Raw genomic sequence first — 25,813 nt, 5'->3', positions numbered from 1 at the left:
AGAAATTTAACCCTATGAAAAAAATTCTATTGAGCCTGTTTGTTTTAGGTTCTTTTTATGTTTCTGCGCAAGATATTGATATAAAAAAAGGAAAAGTTCTATTTGATAAAAAAGAAGTTGCATTAGTTGAAGGAAAAAAACGTGTTTATACGTTGTCAGATATACAAAATAAACCAATTTTATCTATTGAATATAAAGCTGAACCATATCCATATGGTGGTAATAAAATTTGGTTTAGATTGATTGATTTAACATCAAATCAGTCTAATGATTTTGAAACAGATATGAAAGGTTTCTCTTTATTTAATTTAGAAAAAGATATTGTGAAAACCTTTTCAAATGGACAATATAAGATTATTACTTCAAATGGAATAGATCAATCTATTGTACAACAAATTTTGCAACTTGATAAAAGAGATATACAAGAGGAATATAATAATGAAATTTTAGATTATAATAAATTATTAGATGAATTAACAGAATTAGTGAAATCTAATGGGATTTATTTTGACAATAAAGGAATTATATATCAAAATAACATTAAAATTGGACAAATATTGTATTCTCCTTCTGGATTTTCTGTAGATAATTATACTTTAGTTGAAAATAATAATTATAAAGTAGGTGAATTTGGAGGAAATTCTTTAGAAATTAGTGACTTAAATAAAGTTTATTCATTAAAATTAAAAGAATTAGAAAACCCATTAAAAGATAAAAGTTCAAGAGATATAAAGAATAATAAATTTTTTACCCAAATTGTAGGATTTGCTTTAAAAAATGGTTTTGCTTTAAATACTCAACTTCAAATAAAAAATTCAACAGAGGAAAGGGTTGATTATCAGAATAAAATTGCAGAAGCTAAAGCAAATTCTTCCAATTTATATGATGTCCCAGGTTTTCTTATTGACGAAAAAGGAAATAAGGTTTCTGGTAAACTTTCGATTAATTTTGAAAATGCAACAAGTAAAGTTGAAAAAAGCAATATAGAATCTTTACCTGAAAATTACGGTAAATCAGTTTATGTAAAAGCTGTAAATGAGAAAGGGAAAGAAAAATCTACACGATATAAATCAAACACAGGAGCAAAATTCTGTACAGATTCAGGAGATTGTTATATAGGTTTGAAAACGATTGGTAATGTTTTTAATTCAATTGGAAATGTAATGAGTTTAAGCACTGATTTTTCATATTTCTATAAAATTTTAAATGAAGATAACGGATTTCTTATTTTAGAAGAACCGTCTAATAATAAACTTTATATAAAAATACCTAATCAAGAAAAAGCGCTTTATTTAGGAAATAATAATGATGATAAATTGGAAAAAAATTTCAACGAATACATAAAATGTAGTTTAAATGTGACGGATTTTGACTTAAAATCTGTAGATGGAATCAAAACCTTTTTTGAAAAATATAAAACGACTTGTAAATAGTATGAAAAGCGATTCAATTTTGAATCGCTTTTTTTATTAAATTTATTTTCTCAAATAAGTTAGATAACTTCTTTATTTCGACGCAAAACTTTACCTTTGTCCTATAAATTTGACGACAAATGTTTAGAACTCATACTTGTGGTGAATTAACACAAGCCAACATTAATGAAAAAGTCACGTTAAGCGGTTGGGTATCAACGTTACGTGACAAAGGTTTTATGATGTGGATCGATTTACGTGATCGCTATGGAATCACACAAATCATCTTAGATGAAGAACGTTCTTCGAAAGAATTATTTGAAACTGCTCGTCATTTAGGACGCGAGTTCGTAATTCAAGTTACAGGAACTGTAATCGAAAGAGCTTCAAAAAATCCAAACATTCCAACAGGGGATATTGAAATCTTAGCAGAAAACATTACAATTTTGAATGAATCTGCATTGCCTCCATTTACAATCGAAGATAATACAGATGGTGGAGAAGATATCCGTATGAAATATCGTTATTTAGATATTCGTCGTAATCCAGTAAAAGAAAAATTAATCTTCCGTTCTAAAGTTGCGCAGGAAGTTCGTAAATATTTAGATGCACAAGAATTTGTAGAGGTTGAAACTCCAGTTTTAATTAAATCTACGCCAGAAGGTGCGCGTGATTTCGTGGTTCCATCTCGTATGAATCCAGGTGAATTTTATGCGTTACCACAATCGCCACAAACATTCAAACAATTATTAATGGTAGGAGGTTTAGACCGCTATTTCCAAATTGTAAAATGTTTCCGTGACGAAGATTTACGTGCAGACCGTCAACCAGAGTTTACACAAATTGACTGTGAAATGTCGTTTGTTGAACAAGAAGATATCATGAATGTTTTCGAAGGTTTAGCAAAACATTTATTACATACTTTCAAAGGATTAGAATTTGAACAATTCCCACGTATGACATTTGCAGAAGCAATGCGTCGTTATGGAAATGATAAACCAGATATTCGTTTTGGAATGGAATTCGGTGAAATCACAGACTTAGCTAAAGGAAAAGATTTCAAAATCTTTGATGAACAAGAATTAATTGTTGGTATTGCTGCGGAAGGTTGTAATGCTTACACACGTAAAGATATTGATAAATTAATCGAATGGGTTCAACGTCCACAAATTGGGGCAACTGGTCTTGTTTGGGCGCGTTATAATGAAGATGGAACATTTAAATCTTCTGTAGATAAATTTTATTCGCAAGAAGATTTAGCAGCTTGGGCAGAGCGTATGAACGCAAAACCAGGAGATTTAATGTTGGTGATGTCTGGTAATACAAACAAAGTTCGTGCGCAATTATCGGCTTTACGTATGGAAATCGCAGAGCGTTTAGGATTACGTAATCCAGAAGTTTTTGCTCCATTATGGGTTGTAGATTTTCCTTTATTAGAATGGGACGAAGAATCTGAAAGATATCACGCGATGCACCATCCATTTACTTCTCCAAAACCAGAGGATATGGAATTAATTGCGACTAATCCAGGTGAAGTTCGTGCAAATGCATATGATTTAGTTTTAAATGGGAATGAAATCGGTGGAGGTTCTATTCGTATTTTCGATAAAGAAGTTCAAGCAAGAATGTTCGAATTATTAGGATTTACGCCAGATCAAGCAGAAGCGCAATTTGGTTTCTTAATGAACGCTTTCAAATATGGTGCGCCACCTCATGGAGGTTTAGCATTCGGTTTTGATCGTTTTGTATCGATTTTAGATGGTTCAGAAACAATTCGTGATTACATCGCATTCCCTAAAAATAATTCGGGTCGCGATGTCATGATTGATGCACCTTCTCCAATTGATCAAACACAAATGGATGAACTGAATATTGCGTCAACATTTGTTGCAAAATAAAAAGAAAAATTTTCTATAAATATTAAAGACTACTTATTTAAGTAGTCTTTTTTTATTGATTAATTTTAAATTACATGACAATTTTTAAATGTAGAAGCAAAACCTTTGCTGTATCTTTGCAATTGTAAATAGAGAATAAATTGGAATTAAAAGAGCATTTAAGGCGTAATATCAAATTAGCATTTCCTGTAATGATTACTCAAATGGGGCAAATTTCTGTCAACATTATTGATAACATTATGGTTGGTGGTTTAGGTGGAAAATATGATAATATAGAAGATGAGGTTTTGGGGAAAACAGCTTTAGCAGCAGCTTCTTTAGGAAATTCATTATTTTTTGCGGTTTTAGTATTTGCTTTCGGATTTAGTTTTGCGTTGTCACCATTGATTGCGGCAGAAGATTCGAAAGGCGATAAAAAAATGGCTGCAAATTATTTTTCGCATAGTTTGGTCTTGAATATTACTCTATCAATCGGTTTATTCTTATTGATTACATTTCTGAAACCGCTAATGTTCTACATGGGACAACCCGCTGATGTAGTGGAAAAATGTATTCCATATCTAACGATTATGACATTTTCGATGATTCCATTGATGATTTTCCAAACTTTTCGTCAATTATCGGAAGGTTTATCATTAACGATTCCTGTTACAATTGCAACTGTTTTGAGTAACGTGATTAATATTACGTTAAACTATGGTTGGATTTACGGGAATTGGGGATTCCCACGTTTAGAAGTCGCTGGTGCAGCCTGGGGAACATTCGTTGCGCGTTTGGTGATGATGATTTTCTTAATTATTGTATTGTTTAATTTTAAGAAAACGAAATCAGTTTTGCAAGAAGTTCAATTTAAGGCAAGTAATTTTCAGAAAACTATTTTCAGAAAAATTGCTGGAATTGGAATTCCAACCGCCTTAACTTCTTTCTTTGAAATGAGTGCGTTCTCTCTGGCAGCCTTTGTTTGCGGTTATACATTTACAAACTCTATTGCAGATCAAGAATTAGCAAAAGTAAATTTAGCAGCTCATCAAATTGCGATAAATTTAGCTTCCACAACTTTTATGATGTGTACAGGAATTGGGGTTGCAGCAACGGTTCGTATTGGAAATCAATTAGGTTTAAAAGATTATAAAACCTTAAGAGAGGCAGGTTGGTCTTGTATTTTAATGGTTTTATCATTTATGATTTTGTGTGGAATTTTGTTTATTATTTTCCGTTATCAGTTACCAACAATTTATTTAGACAATCCAGATGTTATCAATTTAGCTGCATCCTTATTAATCATTGCTTCGCTTTTCCAAATGTCAGATGGCGTACAATTGGTATTACTAGGTGCTTTGAGAGGAATGACTGATGTTAAAATCCCTTCTATTCTAACGTTTATTTCATATTGGTTAATCGCAATTCCGATTGGTGTAGTCTTAGCTATTGTATTTGAAATGCGAGCATTTGGGATGTGGATTGGTTTAGGAACTGGATTAACAGCTTCGGCAGTGTTTTTGATGATTCGTTACAATCGTCAAACGAAGAAAATGATTAGGGAAAATCCTAATGCAGAAATAATTTTAGAAGATAAATTAAAAAACATATAAAATGGAATTACCAAAATTTTTATTGGCTGATAACTCTACAATGCCAGACAAAATCTTTATTTTACATACAGATTATCCTCGATTTTTATTAGATGTAGAAACTGACGATATTGAATGGTTTGAAGATATTTCTGAAGAAGAAGATAACGAAGAATTTAATACTGAAATTGCTAATTTAATTGAAGACGCTTTAGATTTTTATGATCAAGAAATGTCTTTGTTAGATGATGAAGAATAAGTCTTAAATAAATAAAATTTCTGTGTTTTTATTGGTGTAAGATTTACACTAAAATAATTTTATATGCTTGCATTATAATTTTTTTATTAGTATTTTGCAACTAAGAAAATTATTCAAAACCATGGAAATAAAAAGATTATTTGATTTTCCGCAAAATCAATTAGAAAATAATCCTCGAGAAGATGCATTGGTGTCTAAAGTGAACGGAACTTGGGTGAAAACATCTACGCAAGAATACGTTGGCAAAGCAAATGCATTTAGTCGAGGATTATTACAATTAGGAATCAAGCCACAAGATAAAATTGCAATAGTCACTTCAACTAATCGTACCGAATGGAACATCTGTGATATCGGTATTCAGCAAGTTGGCGCGATTTCCGTTCCATTATATCCAACACTTTCGGAAGATGATTTTGATTATATCTTAAATAATGCTGAATGTAAATTTATCATTGTTTCTGATAAAGGTTTATACGATACGGTTGCGGCTGTAAAAGATAAAGTGTCAACATTGGTTGGGATTTATAGTTTTGATGAAATTGCTGGAGTTCCTAATTATAAAGAAATTTTAGATTTGGGTGAAGATAATTCAACACAACATGAAGTAGATAGTATCAAAGAGATGATAAAACCTTCTGATATGGCAACTTTGATTTATACTTCTGGAACAACAGGTCGTCCGAAAGGTGTTGTATTAACGCACGAAAATATCGTTTCTGATGTTTTAATGTCTGTTGATCGTATTCCAGATTTTCCAAATCATGCGATTGCGTTAAGTTTTCTTCCGATTAATCATGTTTTCGAACGTATGTTGATTTATTTGTATCAACATTTGAGTATTGGAATTTGGTATGCAGAAAGCATCGATAAATTAGGAGATAATATGAAAGAGGTCAAACCACATGTAATGACGGTTGTGCCTCGATTAGTTGAAAAGGTTTACGATAAAATTTACAATACAGGTGCTTCTGCAGGAGGTCTTAAAACGAAAATTTTTATGTGGGCTTTAAGCCTTGTTGAAGATTACGATCCTTATAATCCAAAAGGTGGATTATTTGGGTTGAAACATTCTATCGCGAAAAGTTTGGTTTTCAGTAAATGGAAAGAAGGAGTTGGAGGAAATTTAGTATGTATGGTGTCGGGATCTGCACCTTTAGCAGCACGTTTGAATCATATTTTCTGGGGTGCTGGAATTCCAATTTTAGAAGGTTATGGTTTGACAGAAACTTCTCCTGTAATTTCGGTGAATTGTATGAAGAAAGATGGTTTCGGAATCGGAACTGTTGGTGCTCCATTAAAAGGAATCGAGGTTAAAATTGCAGAAGATGGAGAGATTTTAGTCAAAGGTCCTAACGTTACACAAGGTTATTATAAAGATCCTGAAAAAACTGCTGAAGCATTCACACCAGATGGTTATTTCAAAACGGGTGATATTGGAGTTCTTGAAAGAGGTTTACTTAAAATTACTGATCGTAAAAAAGAGATGTTCAAAACTTCTGGAGGAAAATATATTGCACCTCAAATTATTGAAAATAAGTTTAAACAATCTCGTTTTATCGAGCAAGTAATGGTTGTTGGAGAAGGAGAGAAGATGCCTTGTGCGATTATTCAACCTAATTTTCAAGTGTTGAAAGATTATTTACGTATCAAAGGAATTGCTGAACCTGCAACGAAGGCAGATTTAATTAAAGAGCCTGCAATTTTAGATATTATAGGTCGTGAAATTGAAAAAATGAATAAAGGTTTAGGACATTGGGAACAAATCAAAAAGTTTGAATTAACTCCTGATGAATGGACAATTGATGATGGATTATTAACGCCAACATTAAAATTGAAACGTAAAAATGTCTTGGCTAAATATCAAGATTTATACAATAAATTATACGATAAGAAATAATAAAAAATCCCTTCAAAAATTTTTGAAGGGATTTTTTTAATTTTATAATAATTAAGTTTTAATCTCGTCGTCCGCCCATTGCCATCATTACAAAATAAAGTAATTGCGCTAATGAACCAATCGCCGCTACTACATAAGTTCTTGCAGCCCATTTTAATGAATCTTTTGCGCCTTCATATTCGTTTGGCATTACCATATTGTTTCCTTTTAACCAAGCTAACGCACGGTTGGAAGCGTCGTATTCTACAGGTAAAGTAACAAATGCGAAAACTGTTGTTACCGCAAATAGGAAAATACCAATCCACAATAAAGTTGCATTTTTAGATGAAGCCATCACGATTAATCCTAACATCAAAATCCATTGATTTAAGCGAGATGCAACGTTTACCATTGGAACCATTTTCGAGCGTAAATGCAACATATTATAACCAACCGCATGTTGTACTGCGTGACCACACTCGTGCGCTGCAACTGCTGCTGCCGCTGCATTTCGTTCGTGGTAAACAACTTCCGATAAGTTTACCGTTTTATCAGCAGGATTGTAATGGTCCGTCAATTGTCCAGGAGTAGAGATAACACGAACATCGCGAATATTATTATCAGAAAGCATTTTTTCTGCAATCTCTTTTCCTGACATTCCGTTTGCTAAATGTACCTTCGAATAATACTTAAATTTACTTTGCAGTCGGTTACTAACAAACCAACTAATCAGCATAAATAACCCAATAATAATGTAATAACCTGTCATCTATTTTCTATTTTATTTTTTAATCAATTTTAATATTTATTCAAAATTCAAAAAGTATTCCAATAAGTGAATAGAGACAAAAATAGCAGAAAAGTTAGTTTTTTTGGCAGAGTTCTGTATTAAATCATATAAAAATGAACAAAAACTGACATTTTGCTCAAAAATTTTTGAATTGAAATTACAAAACTCATTACCTTTGTAAGCTATGAGTATTCGCATAATAGAAGTACAATCAAAACACGATTTGGAAGCATTTATTAAGTTTCCGATGAATTTGTATAAGGATAATCAATATTACGTTCCACCCTTTATTAATGAGGAGAAGGAAACATTAGATGTTTCTAAAAATCCCGTTTTTAAAGATGCTGAAGCGCGTTATTTTCTTGCTGAAAAAGAAGGTAAGATTGTGGGACGTGTTGCGGCAATTATCAATTGGCAAGAAGTCAATAATCAACAAAAACGTAAAATGCGTTTCGGCTGGTTTGATATGATTGATGATATCGAAGTCACGAAAGTACTTTTGGCAAAAGTCACGGAAATAGGTAAAGAAAATCAATTAGAATATATAGAGGGACCAGTTGGTTTTTCGAATTTGGAAAAGGCAGGTTTGCTAACTTTCGGATATGATAAATTGGCTACAATGGTTGGTTTATATAATTTTCCGTACTATGCGCAACACTTAGAATCATTAGGTTTTGAAACGGCTAATGAGTGGGTGGAATATGAATTGGCTGCACCAACAGAATTGCCAGAAAAGGTTATCAAATTTAATAAAATTATTCGAGAACGTTACAAATTACGAGAATTGAAGTTTACAAAAACTTCTGAAATTATTCCGTATGTCGACGAAATGTTCGATTTGTTAGATAAAACTTACAGCGAATTGGATACTTATGTGCCAATTGCGGATTACCAAATAGAATATTACAAAAAGAAATATATTCCGTTTATCAATCCAGATTTTGTGAACTGTATTGTTGATGAAGACGGAAAAATGGTTTCGTTTGCAATTACGATGCCTTCTTACTCGAAAGCGATGCAAAAAGCGAAAGGTAAAATTTTTCCTTTTGGTTGGTGGCATTTAATGAAAGCAAGTAAAAATAATGATTCTGCTCAATTTTATTTGATTGGAATTGATCCGAAATTTCAAGGAAAGGGAGTTACAGCATTGATTTTTAATGCAATGTTTGATACGTTTAGAAACAACGGGATCAAATTTTTGGAAACAAACCCTGAATTAGCGGACAACGAAAGTATTCAAGTTTTATGGAAAGCATATAATCCTGTAAATCACAAACGTCGCAAAACTTTCAAGAAATCAATTTAATATAAATAATAATGTTGTATATTTTGGATTAAAATTCGTCAATTCGAGTGATTTTTAGAAAGATTATTTTTAAAAATTGTATCGAGAATTAAGATATATTTTATCTTCAAAAACCTTATTCTCGATACAAAATTCTAAACGAATTTCACTCGAATTGATGGTTTTATTTATTTTGATAATCAAAATTTATAACATAGAAATTATAAATGTATAACATAATAAATATGTTTGATATTCATCAATTAGAGAAAGAATATTCAACTTTCAGACAAGAAGGTTTTGATTCGAAATGGTTAAATTTTGAAGCTTTAAATCACTATTTTTCATTAAAATCAAGTCAAAAAGAGCAAATTGGAACATCTTTTTTAGGAAATGAGATTTATAAATTAAGTTTCGGGAATGGAGAAAAACGTTTATTGATTTGGTCTCAAATGCACGGAAACGAATCTTCTGGAACGCGTGCAATGTTTGATGTGATTAATTTTTTTGAACAAAAATCTGAATTAGCTCAAACCATTTTATCTCAATTGACAATTGATTTTATTCCGATGTTAAATCCTGATGGTGCAAATGTCAATACACGTAGAAATGCGGTTGGAATTGATATTAATCGTGACTTTTTAGCAAAAGAATCAACAGAAATTCATGTTTTGTTGAATCAAGTGGAGAAAGGAAATTATCAAACGTTATTCAATTTGCATGATCAGCGTACGATTTTCAATGTTGGACAAACAGCAAAACCTGCAACGCTTTCTTTTTTGGCGCCTTCTTACAATGTTGAAGAAGATGTAAACGAAGTTCGCGAAAAAACGATGGGAATTATTCAGGCAATGAATATTGAATTGCAAAAAGTAATTCCTGGTCATGTAGGTCGTTATACATCAGAGTTCTATCCGATGTCTACTGGGGATAATTTTACAAAAATGGATTATCCGTGCGTATTATTTGAAGCGGGACATTTTCCGAATGATTATCAACGTAATACAACAAGAAAATACAATGCATTGGCTATTTTAGCAGGATTGAATGCTTTAGCTAAGCAAGATAACTTTCCGTTTGATGAATATTTAGCGATTCCTCAAAATGGACAAAAATATTTGGATGTTGTGATTCATAATGTTCAAATTCTGAATGGTGAAAAATCTTCTGTTGTTGATTTGGGAATTTATTTTGAAGATGAATACAACGAAGAAAATAATTCGGTAGAGCAAATCGCAAAAATTATTGAAATTGGTGATTTGCGAAAATTTATTGGTCATCTCGAAATTGATGCTGAAAAACAAGTTTATAAAGGAGCATCCAAAAATTATCCTTTATTGAATCAATTGGCGACTTTCGAAATTGGCTCAATTAAAGTTGAAAATGGGCAAATCATTTCATAATTATTTATACATTTAACCTATAAACTAAAAATACAATGAAAAAAATATTAGCAATTGCACTTGTTGCAATGTTGGGATTTTCTACGCAATCGTTTGCTCAAAATAAAGTGTTGAATCGTACGATTACAGCTGAAAATGGGAAGAAAATGTTGACGGGAGAATTCAATAGAAAAGCTTTGGAAGAAGAAGATTTTAAAGAATGGTATCACCACGAATATGACACTTACGAAGTTGAGAAAAGTAAATTGAAAGGTTTAAAAGATTTACGTAACTACCGTTTGGAAGTTTTTGTAGGAACTTGGTGTCCAGATTCTCGTCGTGAATTACCACGTTTGTACAAAATTTTAGATGATATTAAATTTCCTCAAAATCGTTTGAAAGTGATTGGTGTAAATCGTCAAAAGAAAAGTTTCAACGGAGAAGAAATCAATAAAAATGTGACTCACGTTCCGACAATTATCGTATATAATAATAAAAAAGAAGAAGTTGGTAGAATTGTAGAATCTCCAGTTTCGGGCTATCTAGAAGAAGATTTGGCACAGATTGTGAATGGTACGCCATTGACTCCAAATTATGCAAATGAATAATTTAAAGAAAATAATTCTTGTTGTTGTAGCCTTTATTTTTGGTGTGATGATAACGTATTTCATCATGGATAAATTCAAATCTGAAAGCTATACCGAACAATCTCATGTGATTGCGTATCAAATCGAACGAATGAATAAAATGATTGTTGCAGAACAAACCTATTCAGATTTATACAATCACACGTCAAAAAAATCGTTGCCAGGTTTAACTGATATTTTTTCTGCGGATAAAAAGGTGACACTTTTGGTGAAAGCCAAAGCACAAGCAACGTATGATTTAAAAAAAATGGATATTGAATTGGATTCGGTGAATAAAAAAATCATCATCAAATCTATTCCTCCAGTTGAAATCCAAGTATATCCAGATGTTAGTTTTTATGACATGGATCAAAGTGTTTTCAATAAATTTAGTAAAGATGATTTGAACGGAATTAAAAAACGTGCCGTGGAGCATGTGGAAAAAACTGTGGATCAAACCAAACTAAAACAAGAAGCACATCAACAATTAATTCAAAATCTTGGCGATTTGTATTTCCTTGCAAAAACCTATGGTTGGAAGATAGAAGATAAAACGAGTTATGCCAACGAATTGAATAAATTATACGATTAATAAATAATTAAAAACCTGTTCCGATAGAATAGGTTTTTTTTCGCTGAATAAAGAAATGAAGTGTTTCTTTCTTTAGAATTAAAATTGAAAATAGTATTTTCGCTTAATATTAAAAATAAAAATGAATTGGCGTAGATTTTTACTTCCATTTTCTGGTTTATATTGGATAGGAACTTCGGTTCGAAATCTGTTTTACAATATAGGAATGATGCGTTCCTCATCATTCAATATTCCAATTATTAATGTTGGAAACCTTTCTGTTGGCGGAACGGGAAAGTCACCTCATATCATGTATTTAATTGATTTGTTGAAAGACGAAAAATTAATTGCAACATTGAGTAGAGGATATGGACGAAAAACAAAGGGTTTTTTGATTGCAAATTATTCTTCAAAAGTGTATGATATAGGAGACGAACCAATGCAGTTTTTTCAACGTTTCAAGAATAGAATATTGATTGCTGTTTGCGAAGACAGAGCTTTTGGTGCACAAAAATTAATTGACCATTATAATGCAGAAGCAATTTTGTTGGATGATGCATATCAACATCGAGGAATAAAAGCTGGTTTCAATATTTTGTTGACCGATTACAATAATCCATATTACAAAGATTTTTTATTGCCAGCAGGTGATTTGAGAGAGAGTAGAAGTGGAGTTCGTCGTGCAGATATTATTATTGTAACGAAATGTCCAGACAGAATTTCGGAAGAAAAACACAAAGAAATTTCGAAAAAGATTAACTTAAAATCTCATCAGCAATTATTTTTTTCGAAAATTGTTTATGATAACAAATTGATTGGGAAATTGGATAATGTTGAGAAATCGACTTGGAAAAATCTGAATGTTATTTTAGTTACAGGAATTGCTAAAACAGATGGTTTGGTAAAATTTGCGGAAGAAAACTTTGCAAATGTCTTGCATTTAGAATATCCAGATCATCATAATTTTAGTCAATCAGAAATTGAGTATATTTACAAACGATACGAAGATACGGAAGGTAGAAAGCGTTTTGATAAAATTATCATGACAACAGAGAAAGATTATATGCGTTTGATGGAAGAATCCATGATAAAGGACGATTTATACTACATTCCGATTAGTATCGATATTAACGATAAAGAAAAATTTAATCAAACTATTTTAGAGTATGTTGGACAGAATTAATGAGGCTGTAAAGTACATCAATAATTTATTGCCAGATCAACCAGAATTTGTAATTGTGTTAGGGTCTGGATTAGGAAAATTAGAAGATGAAGTAGAAAATAAAGTTGTTATTAGCTACAAAGATATACCAAACTTTCCTCAAGTAACAGTAGAAGGGCACAAAGGTCATTTAGTATACGGAACTATTTTAGGTAAAAAAGTTTTGATGATGGCTGGTCGTTTCCATTATTATGAAGGATATTCGATGGAAGAAGTAACGTTCCCAATGCGTGTATTTAACGGATTAGGAATTAAGAAAGTTGTTTTATCGAATGCTTCTGGAGGTGTTAATCCAAATTTCCAAGTTGGAGATATTTTATTGGTAAAAGATCATATTAATATGATGCCAGAACATCCTTTACGCGGAAAAAATATTGACGAATTAGGACCTCGTTTTGTGGATATGTCTAAAGCATATGACAGAGAAATGTTGAATGAAGCTGCAGAATTTGCAAAAGCAAATGATATCCTGGTTCATCAAGGAGTTTATGTAGGATTACAAGGACCAACTTTCGAAACGCCATCTGAATACGGATTGGTTCGTTTTATTGGAGGAGATTGTGTTGGTATGAGTACAGTTCCTGAAGTTATTGTTGCTCGTCACATGGATATGCGCGTTTTTTGTTTATCTATTATTACAGATTTAGGTGGACCAGAAATTTCATTCGATGTTTCGCACGAAGATGTATTAAATGCAGCGAATACAGCAATGCCAAATGTAATTCGCGTGGTAAAAAGCGTAATCGAGAATTGTTAATTTTTGATATTACTTAGATAAATTAATAAGCCAACTGAAAAGTTGGTTTTTTTTTTATTTTAAAGTATTTATAAAAGCTACTATTTATTGAAAATCAAAATTTTATAAATATTGTTGAAAAAGAGTAGTAATTATTTTGTAACGGTTCTTATTGCTTAGTATTTCAATCTATTTCCGATAACTCTAATGCTAATATACAAAAATTAGGATATGATTTAAGTTATAATAATGTTTTTAAAAATCTAAAATATTAGTTTTTTTTACTTAAAAAATATTACAATTTATAATTAGCTCGTTTATAACGTTGTTTGCCGTTCCTCGTTTTACCATATTTTATTAATTTATTAGAACATACTTTTGTTTGATAAACAATGGTAAAAGTTGATTTTGTCATATCTTATTAAAGATAAATTATATTGAAGATTTTATATAGTTTCTCTAAATGGAATTTCTAGTTGAGTTCCGAATTTTTTTTGATTATTGGATAAATTAGAGATAGCAACACCTAATAGTCGAACTGGTTTTTCTAAGGAGTAACCTTCACTTAATAAATCATAACAAATAAGATCAAAAAGTTCTCTATTTTTAACTGGAAATGATGCTGATTTACTTTTTGTAGTAACCGAAAAATCATTGTGTTTTATTTTTACAGTAATTGTTCTTCCATAAATTGATGTTTTTAAAGAAAAGTTCCAAACATCTTCTATTAGTGGAAATAAAGCAATTTGCATTTCTTCTAATGTTTCTAAATCTTTGCTAAAAGTTGTTTCTGAACCAGATGATTTTCGCAATCGAGTAGGGTTGACCTCTCTAAAATCTAATCCTCTAACAATATTGTAATAGTATTTACCTGATTTCCCGAATTCCCGTAACAGTTTTTCTAATTCTAGGTTTTTCAAGTCCAAACCTGTATGAATGCCCATCATTTGCATACGTTCGGCAGTTACTTTTCCAATTCCATGAAATTTTTTGATTGGTAATTGATCAATAAAATTTTCAGACATTTTAGGCGTAATCACATAAAGTCCATCAGGTTTGTTATAATCCGAAGCAATTTTAGCTAAAAATTTATTGAAAGAAACACCTGCAGAAGCAGTCAAATCTGTTCGTTCCTTTATTTTTTGTTTGATTTCGTTTGCAATATCTGTGGCGATTTCGATGTCTTTATGGTTAATTGTTACATCCAAAAAAGCTTCATCCAAAGATAAAGGTTCAACCAAATCAGTATATTCAAGAAATATTTCACGAATTTGATTCGAAACTTCTTTATAAACTTGAAATCGAGGTTTTACAAATATCAAATGTGGACATTTGCGTTTTGCAACAACAGAAGACATTGCAGAGCCGACGCCATATTTTCTAGCTTCGTAACTAGCGGTAGCAATCACACCACGTTCTTCATTTCCGCCAACAGCAATGCATTTCCCTCTTAATTCGGGGAAATCTCGTTGTTCAACAGAAGCATAAAAAGCGTCCATATCGATGTGAATAATCTTACGCTGCATCTTGCAAAATTACTCGCTTTATTTTAAATGATACTCTTGAATAAAGTTTTTTAAGTTTTTCTTATCGGCAACAATTGTCAAATAATCGCCCAATTCAATTGGTACATTTCGATCAGGATTGTGAATCATTTTTCCATCGCGCTCTATCGAAACCACAATTCCTTTTGCCGTATCTTTTACCCAGCCAATCGATTTATGCTCCAAAACACAAAAATCATTCGGAATAACTACTTTATCCAACGTAAAATTATCTGTATTTTTAAGATCATTATTTTCTGGAGGAGTTTCACCAATAATTTGCAAATACTTCTCAAATCGTTGAATATGTTCATCCGTTCCAATAATTCCAATTTTATCGAAAGGATATAAAACTGATTCAGAATTTGGAGTCTGAATAATTCGATCGCCACGTTTGATATAGGCAATATTGATCTGAAATTTTGTTCGCCAATCCAATTCACCCAAAAAAACACCAATAAAATTGGCATTTTGCGGAACAATCATATCCGAAATATGCGTGTTATCCCAAGTATATTGAAATTTATCTTGTTTCTTTTTCTCTTCAATTTTTTTAGTCAAAATTTCACGTTCATTTAAGTTATAAATGAATTTTGTTTGAATATAATTGTAAAATTGATTGAAATATTTTGAAAGAAAATACATTGTAATCAATAATCCAATAACTAATACAATTGAGGCAATTGTGCTTGAAAAAAATTGATTATAAATAAAAATTACAGCAACTACAACTAAAGTTAAACGGATAGAAATAATCGCGATAATTGGTGCACGATTATAATTAGATTCATCCCAAAACTCTCCAATAATTTCTCTTTTTGGTCGATTTCCAATAATTGCCCAAATAAATGGAATACACAATACAAATGTCAATGTAAGGCTAACCAAACTTGCGCCAAAATAGGTAAACCAATCGGTTAATAAGAATAAAACGTAGCTTTTGATAATCAATGTGATTGCGATAATGATTATTCCATTGATAAAAATTGTAGAAACTGTTTGTTTGATGATTTTATTCCATTTATTTTCGTTTTGAATGTGTTGTGTATCAGATGAATAATTTTCAACACCTTGAATAAATTTTTGTGGAAGAACTTTTTCCAATAAAGTATAAACTTTGTCAGATGATTTTATTAAATAAGGTGTAGTAAATGTTGTAATTGCCGAAACACCGACTGCAACAGGAAATAAGAAGTCGCTTGTTACGCCAAGAGAAAGTCCCAAACCAGCAACGATGAAAGCAAATTCACCAATTTGTGCCATACTCATTCCTACTTGTACGGACTGTTTTAGCGGTTGTCCTGAAATTATAGCACCTAAAGTGGTAAAAATTAACTTTCCAAAAATCGTCAGCAATGTTACAATTAAAATTGCCCATTTGTGTTCGTACATTGAAACAGGATCAATCATCATTCCAATAGAAATAAAGAAGATTGTAGCAAATAAATTTTTTACAGATTGAAAATTATGTTCGATTTTTTCTGCATAAACAGTTTCAGCTAGAATAGACCCCATTACAAATGCACCTAATTCTATAGAAAACCCAGCACTATCCGCGATATAAACCATTCCAAGACATAACCCAATTGAGATAATTAGTAAAGTTTCATCATCTAAATAGTTCTTAATTGAACGTAAAAAAGTTGGAATAATAAAAATTCCTCCAATAAACCAAACCGCTAAAAAGAAACCTAATTTAACGAAAGAATTAATCATTTCTGCTCCGTTAAAATGCTGGCTAACCGCCATAGTAGAAAGCATAACCATTAATAAAATGACCACAATATCTTCTACAATTAAAATTCCGAAAACGACATTCGCGAATTTCTTTCGTTTCAATCCTAATTCATCAAATGCTCTAATAATAATGGTTGTAGAGGAACTTGCTAATAAACCGCCGAGGAAAATACTATCCATTGTCGACCAATTCATAAATCGACCAACAAAATAACCAACGGTTACAATACAAATGATTTCGACAATCGCAGTGATGGAGGCAGAACCACCAACATTGAGTAATTTTTTGAAACTAAATTCGAGACCAAGACTAAAAAGCAAAAATATAACACCAATCTTCGCCCAAATCTCCACATTATGTTCTTCTGCAACGGACGGAATATATTCGAAATGCGGTCCAACCAAAAAACCAGCAATAATATAACCTAAAACAAGAGGTTGGTTGATGCGTTTGAAAATAAGCGTCGTCACAGCGCCTACACATAGAATTAATCCAAGATCGGTAATGAGTTTTGGCAAGTGTTCTTCCATAAATTGCGTTTAATCTCCACTAATTTAAGAATTTTTTAAAAGATAATTAATTGTTCAACTATTGATTAACTTTATATCATTATCAATTTTGTTTGAGAATAAAAAAAAACTCACTAATTCTAATGAACTAATGAGTTTGTATTTTATTATCGAAACGATATTTTACAAAGTAATTTTTGCTAAATAAGAATCTCCTTCGGTTTTTATTTTTGTACATTTTAGTTTATGATATTCGCACGCATTTTTTAACGTGTCAAAATCCAAATACAACCATTGAATAGGTTCTTCTTGCTCGCCTTTATAATGAACCGTAAAATCTAATTCACCATAGTAATTTCCATTACTCGGAATCCATTTTCCACCATCTTCGTCTTCATCAAACATATAAATAATGTCGGTTCCATCAATCAAAACTTGACCATTCTCGGTTAATAAATTTTTGATTTTATCCAAGAAAACATTAATTAAAACTAAATTCTGAAAAATTCCAGTTCCGTTCATCAAAAATAGAATCGTATCAAATTTCTCAGCTTCATTGATTTCAAGGAAATTCTGAACTTTTGCATTTTTAATTCCTCTCAACAAACAAGCTTCAATCGCTTTTGGAGAAATATCAATCGCTAAAACATCTGAACTTTTTTCTTGCAAATAAAGTGAATGAGAACCTGCTCCACAACCAACATCCAATATTTTTCCTTTTGACAAATCAAGTGCTTTTTGCTCTAGAGGAGGCATGTCATCATACTCTCGAAAAAGATAATCAATTGGCATCACATCTAACTCTGAAATTGATGTTTCGGTATAGAGATCTTCGGGCGAATGATTGGTTTGATAATCTAAAATTGCCTGTCCGAAAAGGTCTTTCATGTTATTTTTATTTTTATTTTTATTTTCTGATTAATACAGAAACTTTTATTTATTATTTTTTGCTAAAATTGCCTCAACAATTTGCTGTGCATGTACGCGCGAATTTTCAATAAACCAAATATTTGTCAACATACCACCACAAACAACGCCTGCCAAATATAAACCATCCACATTTGTTTCCATTGTTTCGGGATTGTAAGTTGGTGTTTTCAATTCATCATCACTGAAAGTTATTCCACAGTTCTCCAAAAAATTGAAATTTGGATGATAACCAGTTAAAGCTAAAACGGTATCATTTTCAATTGAAATATCACCTTCTGGTGTTTTGATATGAACTTGATTTTCGTCAATAGAAGTAATATTCGAGTTGAAATAAGCTTTGATACTTCCTTCTGCAATTCGATTTTCGATATCTGGACGAACCCAATATTTTAGTCGATGCGTAAAACCTTCTCCGCGAATCACCATTGTTACATTTGCACCTTTTCGATAACATTCTAAAGCTGCATCAACAGAAGAATTATTCGCTCCAACAACCACTACGTTCTGAAAAGAATAAGGGTGAGCTTCCTTGTAATAATGATGAACTTTTGGCAAATTTTCACCTTCAATATTCATTAAGTTTGGAATGTCATAAAAACCAGTTGCAAGGACTATATTGTTAGTTGAATAGTTATTTTTTGATGTTTTAACTTCGAAATGATTTGTTTCAACTTTATTAATCGTTTCAACTTCTTCGTATAGATTTAGATTGAATTTGAAATATTTATGAATGTTTCGATAATATTCTAACGCCTCTTGTCGACCAGGTTTTGGCGCAATACAATTGAACGGAATTTCTCCAATTTCTAATCGTTCGGCAGTCGAAAAAAATGTCATATACAAAGGATAGTTGTACAAACTATTTGTCAAAGCACCTTTTTCAATAATTAAATAAGAAAGATTGTTTCTTTTCGCTTCTATTGCACAAGCCAAACCAATTGGCCCAGCACCTACAATTATCAAATCATATTGTTCTTTCATTAAACAAATTTACGGATAATCAGTTCGGTAATCTTTATGATTTTTACCAATTTTTATAAAAATAATGTTTAACTATTTGGATTAACGAAATATATTAATAATTTTGTTTGACAATTTTGTCAAAATAAAAAAGCCGCACAGATATGAAAGACGATACAGAAGAATTAATCAAAGAAACAGCGAAAAGAATGTTTTTTGCGGAAGGTAGATTTCATGCAACTACGCAAGAAATAGCTGATGAAGCGAAAGTGAATAGAACGTTGATTAATTATTATTTCAGATCGCGAAACAATTTAATTAGTATTATTTACGAAGAAGCTACGCGTGTAAGTAATGAAAAATCGCGTGCTATTTTTGATAGAAATCGTGATATCAAAGAAATGATTGGCGAATTTATAGAGGATTCTATTGCTACGTCAATCAAATATCCATATTTGGAAACCTACATCGTTACCGAAATGAATAAAAATAATACAATGTGTTCTAAATTAATGAAAGATGATTTGGATGTCGTTGTAAATGTTTTTTACGAAAGATTAGAGGAAGAAATGGAAAAAGGAACGATAAAAAAGATGGAGCCACTTCAGTTTTTGTTAAACATGATTTCGTTGGTCAATTATCCGTTTACAATTCGTCCACTTCTTCAATTGGATTTGAAATTGAGCGACGAAGATTTCAAACGTATTCTTTCTGATCGAAAAGAAATTATTCTCAATACACTTTTTAATAATTAATATATAAATGAAAAGGTTAAAACAATTACTTTCTATAGCGATTGTAGCGTTGATGAGTTCTGCAAATGCGCAAGAAATTATAGCACTTAAAGATGCGGTAAATTTTGCGTTAGAAAACAAAGCAGATGCAAAACGCGCAGATTTGGCAATCAAAAAAGCCGAATACAAAATTGATGAAGCCAAAGCAGGAGCTTTGCCTCAAGTAAATGCCAACGCAGGTTTGCAATATAATCCAATTGTACAAGAAATGGCGCTGACAATGGGAGGACAAACAACTGTGATTAAAATGGGACAACCATGGAATTCGAGTTTAGGTGTTACGGTAAATCAAACATTGTTCGATCAACGTGTTTTTACAGGTTTGAAAGCGGCGAAAACAACACGCGAATTCTATCAGGTGAATGCAGATTTAACAGACGAACAAATTATTGAGCGTGTAGCAAATGCGTATTATCAAGTTTTTATTCAAGAAGAAAAATTAAAAACGATTGAAAAAAGTTACGAAAACACAAATAAAGTTCAAAATGTAATCAAAAGTTTAGTGGATAATGGTTTGGCAAAGCCAATTGATTTGGACCGAATTATTGTGCAATTAAATAATATTTCTTCTTCGCGTCAACAGTTGGTAAATGCAGTTGAAATCAACAAAAATGCGTTGAAATTCTATATGGGTTATCCAATTGAGCAACCAATTAGCTTAACAGAAGAAACAATTACGCCAAATTTAGTTTTGTTGGAAGATCAAATAGATGTTGAAAATAGAACTGAATTTAAAGTTTTATCGAAACAAAAAGAATTGTTAGGTTTTGCGAAAGAAGCGGAGCGTGCGAATTTATATCCAACTGTTGGTTTAGCTGGAAATTATGGATTGCAAGGTTTTGGCGAAAAATTTATTACGTCGAAAAGTTACATTTGGTCAGATTTGGCTTCGATTGGTTTGAGTGTTAAAGTTCCGATTTTTTCTGGTGGAGCTACAAAAGCAAAAATTAATCAAGCAGAAATTGATTTGTTGGATATTGAAGAACAAATGAATGACACAAAACTTAGTTTGAGTTTAGAATATCAAAATGCAAAAGCACAAATCGAAAATGCATTGAAAAGTGTCGATATTCAAGAAGAAAACGTGAGTTTGGCAGAGAAAGTTTTAGCAAATACTCAAAATAATTACCAACAAGGCTTAGCAAATTTGACAGAAATTTTAGATGCTGAAAATGCGTTGACAGATGCTCGAAATAATTACTCAAATGCTTTATTAGAATATAAAATTGCCGAAATCGCATTAATCAAAGCAAAAGGAGACTTAAAAACATTAATTCAATAATAGAACCGATTTTATGAAATCAGTAAAAACTTTACTTTATATATTAATTGCAGCCGGTTTGATTGGTGGTGCAATTTACATTATCAAAAATAATAAAGCGAAACAAGAAGAAGAGGTAGCAATCGTAAATGCGGCTAACGATGAGGTTGTGGTAAAAACGATTAAAGCTAATTTTCAAAGTTTAAATACAGATTATACGTCAAATGGAACATTTGCGCCATTTCAGGAAATGAGTTTTCCTTCGGAAATTTCTGGTCGAATTGTACGTGTTTTGGTTGATGAAGGGAGTTATGTTTCTGTAGGTCAAACATTGGCGACAATCAAAAAAGATGCAATTGAGGTTGATGTTACGCAAGCGCAAAATAATCTTCAAAATGCAATTATAGATAATCAACGTTACGAAAATGCTTATAAAACGGGAGGTGTAACAAAGCAACAATTGGATAATTCGCGTTTGCAATTAAAAAATGCAAGAGCAGCGGTTTCTGCACAAAATTTACGTGTTCGTGATACCAATGTAAAAGCAACTATTTCTGGTGTGATTAACAAGCGTTACATAGAGCCAGGATCTGTAGTAGCACCGGGTTCGCAAATGTTTGATATTGTTAATGTGTCAAAACTAAAATTACAAGTTACAGTAACAGAAGCTGAAGTTGTGAATTTGAAAGTGGGACAAACAATCAAAGTATTGGCGAGTGTTTTTCCTGATCAAGAATTTGCAGGAAAAATTTCTTTTATTGCGCCTAAAGCAGATGCTTCATTAAACTTTCCAGTAGAAATTCAAGTTTCGAATAATTCTGGTTTAAAAGCTGGTATGTACGGAACGGCAGTTTTCTCGACAAAAGATGATGTAAATGCAGGGAAAAATGTATTGGTTGTTCCAGCGAATGCTTTTGTTAACGGAATTAGTTCTGGACAAGTTTTCGTGGTTGAAAATAATACAGCGAAATTAACGAAAGTTGTGATTGGGAAAACGGTTGGAACTGAAGTTGAAATTATTAGTGGAATTAAAGATGGAGCTGAAATCGTGACAAGTGGTCAGATTAATCTGAAAGATGGAACGAAAGTGAAAGTTGTAAAATAAGAGTAGTTTTTCCATGAAAATAGCAGAAATATCAATTAAACGTCCCACAATGATTATCGTGTTATTCACGATTTTAACATTAGGAGGATTGTTTAGTTATACGCAAATGGGATACGAATTAATCCCAAAATTTGAAACGAATGTTGTTACGATTTCAACGGTTTATCCTGGAGCTTCTCCAAACGAAGTTGAAAATTCTGTAACCAAAAAGATAGAGGATGCGGTTGCAGCCTTAGAAAATGTAAAGAAAGTAGAATCGAAATCTTATGAAAGTTTATCAGTTGTAATGGTGACGTTGAATTCTGATGCAAATGCAGATTTAGCGTTGAATGATGCGCAACGTAAGATTAATGCCATTGAGAAAGATTTACCTGATGATGTAGATCCGCCTTCTTTGACGAAATTCTCGTTAAGTGATTTACCAATTATTACAGCTGGTGTAACGTCTGATAAGTTGACAGAAAAAGATTTGTATGATTTGTTAGATAAAAAAATAGAACCAGTTTTATCGCGTGTGACAGGTGTTGCGCAAGTAAATTTGATTGGAGGACAAGAACGTGAAATTCAGGTAAGTTTAGATCCTGTGAAATTGAAAGGTTATGGATTATCTGTGCCTCAAGTTCAGCAAGCAATCTTAACTTCGAATTTAGATTTCCCAACAGGAAGTGTAAAAACACGTGAAAACTCTACAATTATTCGTCTTTCTGGAAAATATAAATCAGTTGATGAATTAAATAATTTGGTAATTTCTTCGAATAATGGAATTCAAGTTCGTTTATCGGAAGTTGCTTTTGTGCAAGATTCTCAAAAAGAAGTAGAAAAAATTGCACGTGTTAATCAGAGTTCAGCGATTATTGTTCAGGTTGTAAAACAATCAGATGCAAATGCGGTTGCAGTTTCTGAATTGATGAAAGAAACCATCAAAAAAGTTGAAACAGATTATAAGAAAGAAGGACTTAAAATTCAGATTGTAAATGATACGTCTGATTTTACATTGGCTGCGGCAGATCACGTTATTTTCGATTTAGTTTTAGCAGTTGTTTTAGTTGCAATTGTAATGCTTTTATTTTTACATAGTATTCGTAATGCTTTTATTGTAATGGTTTCTATTCCAGCATCGTTAATTGCGACTTTTATCGGAATGTACTTAATGGGGTATACCTTAAACTTGATGTCGTTACTTGGTTTATCGCTTGTTGTAGGGATTTTAGTGGATGATGCTATCGTTGTTTTAGAGAATATTTACCGTCACATGGAGATGGGAAAATCGAAAATTAGAGCATCATACGATGGGGCAAAAGAAATTGGATTTACAGTAACAGCTATTACGTTGGTAATTGTCGTGGTATTCTTACCAATTGCAATGAGTACAGGTTTGGTGGCGAATATTATTGCACAGTTTTGTGTGACAGTCGTTATCGCAACCTTACTATCCTTATTGTCGTCATTTACAATTGTTCCTTGGTTGTCTTCTCGTTTCGGGAAATTAGAACATATCACAGGGAAAAATATTTTTGAGAAATTTATTCTTTGGTTCGAAAAACAATTAATGAAATTTACCCACTTCATTTCTGATATGTTAGAATGGTGTTTAAAATCTACCGTTCGTAGAATTGGAGTTTTTATTGGGGTATTTATCGTTTTATTTGCAGTTATTGGAGTTTTAATGGGAGGAAAATATATTGGTGGTGAATTCTTCCCTAAAACAGATAAAGGTGAATTCTTAGTTCAAATAGAGTTACCAAAAGATGCAACAATAGAGGAATCAAATTTTATGACGCAAAAAGCAGAAAAATTTTTACGTGGTAAAAAAGAAGTTGTTGATATGATTACAACTGTTGGTCAAAGTTCTGAAGGATTTGGAGCAGCACAAGCAACAGCTTATAAAGCAGAAATAGACGTTATTTTAAATGATAAATCAGAGCGTGAAGACAATTCATTTATTTATGCGGCAAAAGTAAAACGCGATTTAGAAAAAGAATTAGTTGGTGCTAAGGTTAAAACTGTTCCAGTTGGTTTAATTGGAGCGGAACAAGCGCCAATAGCGTTGGTTGTGACAGGTCCAAATTTAGAAAGCGCCATGAAATTTGCTGAATTAGCAAAACACGAATTAGAGCAAATTAAGGGTTCTTCGGAAGTGAAATTAACGACAGAAGCCGGAAATCCTGAAATTAATGTGCAAGTTGACCGTGATAAAATGGCTGCTTTAGGATTGAATTTACAAACAGTTGGTTTGACGATGCAAACTGCTTTCTCTGGAAATACAGATGGTAAATTTAGAGCGGGTGAATACGAATATGATATTAATATTCAGTACAATGATTTTAATCGTTCGAATATCGATGATGTTCGTAGTTTGATATTTATGAATGATAAAGGACAACAAATTCGTTTGGATCAATTTGCAACGGTTACACAAAGTTCTGGACCAAGTTTCTTAGAGCGTCGTGATAAAACACCTTCTGTAACTGTGCAAGCGCAATCTGTTGGTCGTACAACGGGTGATATTGTGACTGATTTCAAAAATAGTTTACAAAAAATTGATAGTAAAAAACCAACCGGTGTATCGTATGTTTGGGGTGGAGATGAAGAAAATCAATCCGAAGGTTTTGGTACATTAGGTTACGCATTATTAGCAGCAATTATTTTAGTTTATTTGGTGATGGTTGCTTTGTATGATTCGTTTATTTATCCTTTCGTGGTTTTGTTTTCTATTCCATTATCATTAATTGGAGTCTTTGTGGTTTTAGCTTTAACTAATAATTCGTTGAATATCTTCACGATTCTCGGAATGATTATGTTGATTGGTTTGGTGTGCAAAAATGCCATTTTATTAGTCGATTTTACAAACCATAGAAAAGAAGCAGGAGAAACAACACACAATGCTTTGGTACAAGCCAATCATGCACGTCTTCGTCCAATTTTGATGACAACTATCGCCATGGTTTTTGGTATGATTCCGATTGCTTTGGCAGAAGGAGCAGGAGCAGAGATGAACAACGGTTTGGCATGGGTTATTATCGGTGGATTAGTTTCCTCATTATTCCTAACCTTAATTATTGTTCCTGTGGTTTATTCATTATTCGATAGTGCAATTCGTCGATTCTCAAAAGGAGAAAAAGTAGATTATGAAGCAGAAATGGTTGCAGATTATGAAGCGCGACAAATAAAAGAAGAATGGGAAGAGTAATCTTTCGTTTTTAGATATTTAATCAAACCCGTTCAGTTTTTATTATTTTAATTGATACATAAAAAAATCCTTGTCAAAGTTCTAAACCTTGACAAGGATTTTTATTTAGTTGAAACTCGTTATTTTGTTAATGCGATGTGCTTGTTGCACAACA

20 protein-coding genes are annotated in these 25,813 nt (G+C 31.9%); 15 read left to right on the top strand and 5 right to left on the bottom strand.

Features of this window, described 5'->3' with window-relative positions:
• Positions 1-14: 14 nt before the first annotated feature.
• From B3578_RS03550 to B3578_RS03530, 5 genes are all read left to right on the top strand, one after another.
• Positions 15-1,433, top strand: coding sequence for a hypothetical protein (locus B3578_RS03550; protein WP_291047073.1), 1,419 nt, complete (start codon positions 15-17; stop codon positions 1,431-1,433).
• A 119-nt stretch (positions 1,434-1,552) separates the two neighbouring features.
• Positions 1,553-3,310: an aspartate--tRNA ligase gene (gene aspS, locus B3578_RS03545; protein WP_286495565.1), complete on the top strand. Its 1,758-nt coding sequence runs from the start codon at positions 1,553-1,555 to the stop codon at positions 3,308-3,310.
• Positions 3,311-3,450: 140 nt separating this feature from the next.
• Positions 3,451-4,902, top strand: coding sequence for an MATE family efflux transporter (locus B3578_RS03540; RefSeq protein WP_286495564.1), 1,452 nt, complete (start codon positions 3,451-3,453; stop codon positions 4,900-4,902).
• Between the two features lies 1 nt (position 4,903).
• Positions 4,904-5,140 (top strand): hypothetical protein, encoded by a 237-nt coding sequence (locus B3578_RS03535; RefSeq protein ID WP_038336082.1) that lies wholly within the window; start codon positions 4,904-4,906, stop codon positions 5,138-5,140.
• Positions 5,141-5,261: 121 nt separating this feature from the next.
• Positions 5,262-7,037, top strand: coding sequence for an AMP-dependent synthetase/ligase (locus B3578_RS03530; RefSeq protein ID WP_115001063.1), 1,776 nt, complete (start codon positions 5,262-5,264; stop codon positions 7,035-7,037).
• A 58-nt stretch (positions 7,038-7,095) separates the two neighbouring features.
• On the opposite strand, the gene B3578_RS03525 is transcribed toward B3578_RS03530, so the two are convergent.
• A complete protein-coding gene (locus tag B3578_RS03525) occupies positions 7,096-7,785 on the bottom strand; it encodes a zinc metallopeptidase (RefSeq protein ID WP_286495562.1) in 690 nt (229 codons plus the stop codon).
• A gap of 205 nt (positions 7,786-7,990) precedes the next feature.
• On the opposite strand from B3578_RS03525, the gene B3578_RS03520 reads away from it, so the two are divergent.
• From B3578_RS03520 to B3578_RS03495, 6 genes are all read left to right on the top strand, one after another.
• A complete protein-coding gene (locus tag B3578_RS03520) occupies positions 7,991-9,112 on the top strand; it encodes a GNAT family N-acetyltransferase (RefSeq protein WP_286495561.1) in 1,122 nt (373 codons plus the stop codon).
• Positions 9,113-9,318: 206 nt separating this feature from the next.
• Complete coding sequence (locus B3578_RS03515; RefSeq protein ID WP_291047072.1) at positions 9,319-10,494, top strand: M14 family zinc carboxypeptidase; 1,176 nt, start codon at positions 9,319-9,321, stop codon at positions 10,492-10,494.
• 35 nt (positions 10,495-10,529) lie between these two features.
• Complete coding sequence (locus tag B3578_RS03510) at positions 10,530-11,081, top strand: TlpA family protein disulfide reductase (RefSeq protein ID WP_219034218.1); 552 nt, start codon at positions 10,530-10,532, stop codon at positions 11,079-11,081.
• The gene (locus B3578_RS03505; protein WP_052217853.1) at positions 11,074-11,691 is read left to right on the top strand and encodes a DUF4230 domain-containing protein; all 618 of its coding nucleotides are present in this window, start codon (positions 11,074-11,076) and stop codon (positions 11,689-11,691) included. The genes B3578_RS03510 and B3578_RS03505 overlap by 8 nt, the downstream gene beginning before the upstream one ends.
• A gap of 121 nt (positions 11,692-11,812) precedes the next feature.
• On the top strand, positions 11,813-12,853 hold the full coding sequence (gene lpxK / locus B3578_RS03500) for a tetraacyldisaccharide 4'-kinase (RefSeq protein ID WP_221856528.1): 1,041 nt from the start codon (positions 11,813-11,815) through the stop codon (positions 12,851-12,853).
• A complete protein-coding gene (locus B3578_RS03495) occupies positions 12,837-13,649 on the top strand; it encodes a purine-nucleoside phosphorylase (RefSeq protein ID WP_115001055.1) in 813 nt (270 codons plus the stop codon). Before lpxK ends, B3578_RS03495 begins: the two co-directional genes overlap by 17 nt.
• Positions 13,650-14,074: 425 nt before the next feature.
• Here the strand turns inward: B3578_RS03495 and dinB are convergent, their stop codons facing one another.
• The 4 genes from dinB to B3578_RS03475 form a co-directional block, all read right to left on the bottom strand.
• Positions 14,075-15,154, bottom strand: coding sequence for a DNA polymerase IV (gene dinB / locus B3578_RS03490; RefSeq protein WP_286496366.1), 1,080 nt, complete (start codon positions 15,152-15,154; stop codon positions 14,075-14,077).
• A gap of 18 nt (positions 15,155-15,172) precedes the next feature.
• Positions 15,173-17,440 carry a cation:proton antiporter gene (locus tag B3578_RS03485; protein ID WP_291047071.1) on the bottom strand — a complete coding sequence of 756 codons (2,268 nt, stop codon included), beginning with the start codon at positions 17,438-17,440 and terminating at the stop codon, positions 15,173-15,175.
• A gap of 162 nt (positions 17,441-17,602) precedes the next feature.
• Positions 17,603-18,307 (bottom strand): class I SAM-dependent methyltransferase, encoded by a 705-nt coding sequence (locus B3578_RS03480; protein WP_291047070.1) that lies wholly within the window; start codon positions 18,305-18,307, stop codon positions 17,603-17,605.
• A 45-nt stretch (positions 18,308-18,352) separates the two neighbouring features.
• Positions 18,353-19,330: a YpdA family putative bacillithiol disulfide reductase gene (locus B3578_RS03475; RefSeq protein WP_280037076.1), complete on the bottom strand. Its 978-nt coding sequence runs from the start codon at positions 19,328-19,330 to the stop codon at positions 18,353-18,355.
• A gap of 143 nt (positions 19,331-19,473) precedes the next feature.
• Between B3578_RS03475 and B3578_RS03470 the strand changes: the two genes are divergently transcribed.
• The 4 genes from B3578_RS03470 to B3578_RS03455 are packed head-to-tail and all read left to right on the top strand — an operon-like array spanning position 19,474 to position 25,659.
• Positions 19,474-20,064 (top strand): TetR/AcrR family transcriptional regulator, encoded by a 591-nt coding sequence (locus tag B3578_RS03470; RefSeq protein ID WP_286486332.1) that lies wholly within the window; start codon positions 19,474-19,476, stop codon positions 20,062-20,064.
• A gap of 7 nt (positions 20,065-20,071) precedes the next feature.
• Positions 20,072-21,385, top strand: coding sequence for a TolC family protein (locus tag B3578_RS03465; protein ID WP_291047066.1), 1,314 nt, complete (start codon positions 20,072-20,074; stop codon positions 21,383-21,385).
• A 13-nt stretch (positions 21,386-21,398) separates the two neighbouring features.
• Positions 21,399-22,469, top strand: coding sequence for an efflux RND transporter periplasmic adaptor subunit (locus B3578_RS03460; RefSeq protein ID WP_291047064.1), 1,071 nt, complete (start codon positions 21,399-21,401; stop codon positions 22,467-22,469).
• 13 nt (positions 22,470-22,482) lie between these two features.
• Entirely contained in the window at positions 22,483-25,659 is a 3,177-nt protein-coding gene (locus B3578_RS03455; RefSeq protein ID WP_219034226.1) for an efflux RND transporter permease subunit, read from the top strand.
• The last annotated feature ends 154 nt before the right edge of the window (positions 25,660-25,813 follow it).

The organism is Empedobacter sp. UBA1574, assembly GCF_002322895.1.
Lineage (GTDB): Bacteria > Bacteroidota > Bacteroidia > Flavobacteriales > Weeksellaceae > Empedobacter > Empedobacter falsenii_B.
The sequence above is the reverse complement of the archived record's forward strand: the minus strand, read 5'-3'. Positions and strand labels throughout refer to the sequence as shown.

What these genes read in the sequence shown, in the direction of transcription:
- B3578_RS03550 (WP_291047073.1), top strand. Translation starts at nt 15, where the DNA reads ATGAAAAAAATTCTATTGAGCCTGTTTGTTTTAGGTTCTTTTTATGTT.
- aspS (WP_286495565.1), top strand. Translation starts at nt 1,553, where the DNA reads ATGTTTAGAACTCATACTTGTGGTGAATTAACACAAGCCAACATTAAT.
- B3578_RS03535 (WP_038336082.1), top strand. Translation starts at nt 4,904, where the DNA reads ATGGAATTACCAAAATTTTTATTGGCTGATAACTCTACAATGCCAGAC.
- B3578_RS03530 (WP_115001063.1), top strand. Translation starts at nt 5,262, where the DNA reads ATGGAAATAAAAAGATTATTTGATTTTCCGCAAAATCAATTAGAAAAT.
- B3578_RS03525 (WP_286495562.1), bottom strand. Translation starts at nt 7,785, where the DNA reads ATGACAGGTTATTACATTATTATTGGGTTATTTATGCTGATTAGTTGG.
- B3578_RS03520 (WP_286495561.1), top strand. Translation starts at nt 7,991, where the DNA reads ATGAGTATTCGCATAATAGAAGTACAATCAAAACACGATTTGGAAGCA.
- B3578_RS03515 (WP_291047072.1), top strand. Translation starts at nt 9,319, where the DNA reads ATGTATAACATAATAAATATGTTTGATATTCATCAATTAGAGAAAGAA.
- B3578_RS03510 (WP_219034218.1), top strand. Translation starts at nt 10,530, where the DNA reads ATGAAAAAAATATTAGCAATTGCACTTGTTGCAATGTTGGGATTTTCT.
- B3578_RS03505 (WP_052217853.1), top strand. Translation starts at nt 11,074, where the DNA reads ATGAATAATTTAAAGAAAATAATTCTTGTTGTTGTAGCCTTTATTTTT.
- lpxK (WP_221856528.1), top strand. Translation starts at nt 11,813, where the DNA reads ATGAATTGGCGTAGATTTTTACTTCCATTTTCTGGTTTATATTGGATA.
- B3578_RS03495 (WP_115001055.1), top strand. Translation starts at nt 12,837, where the DNA reads ATGTTGGACAGAATTAATGAGGCTGTAAAGTACATCAATAATTTATTG.
- dinB (WP_286496366.1), bottom strand. Translation starts at nt 15,154, where the DNA reads ATGCAGCGTAAGATTATTCACATCGATATGGACGCTTTTTATGCTTCT.
- B3578_RS03485 (WP_291047071.1), bottom strand. Translation starts at nt 17,440, where the DNA reads ATGGAAGAACACTTGCCAAAACTCATTACCGATCTTGGATTAATTCTA.
- B3578_RS03480 (WP_291047070.1), bottom strand. Translation starts at nt 18,307, where the DNA reads ATGAAAGACCTTTTCGGACAGGCAATTTTAGATTATCAAACCAATCAT.
- B3578_RS03475 (WP_280037076.1), bottom strand. Translation starts at nt 19,330, where the DNA reads ATGAAAGAACAATATGATTTGATAATTGTAGGTGCTGGGCCAATTGGT.
- B3578_RS03470 (WP_286486332.1), top strand. Translation starts at nt 19,474, where the DNA reads ATGAAAGACGATACAGAAGAATTAATCAAAGAAACAGCGAAAAGAATG.
- B3578_RS03465 (WP_291047066.1), top strand. Translation starts at nt 20,072, where the DNA reads ATGAAAAGGTTAAAACAATTACTTTCTATAGCGATTGTAGCGTTGATG.
- B3578_RS03460 (WP_291047064.1), top strand. Translation starts at nt 21,399, where the DNA reads ATGAAATCAGTAAAAACTTTACTTTATATATTAATTGCAGCCGGTTTG.
- B3578_RS03455 (WP_219034226.1), top strand. Translation starts at nt 22,483, where the DNA reads ATGAAAATAGCAGAAATATCAATTAAACGTCCCACAATGATTATCGTG.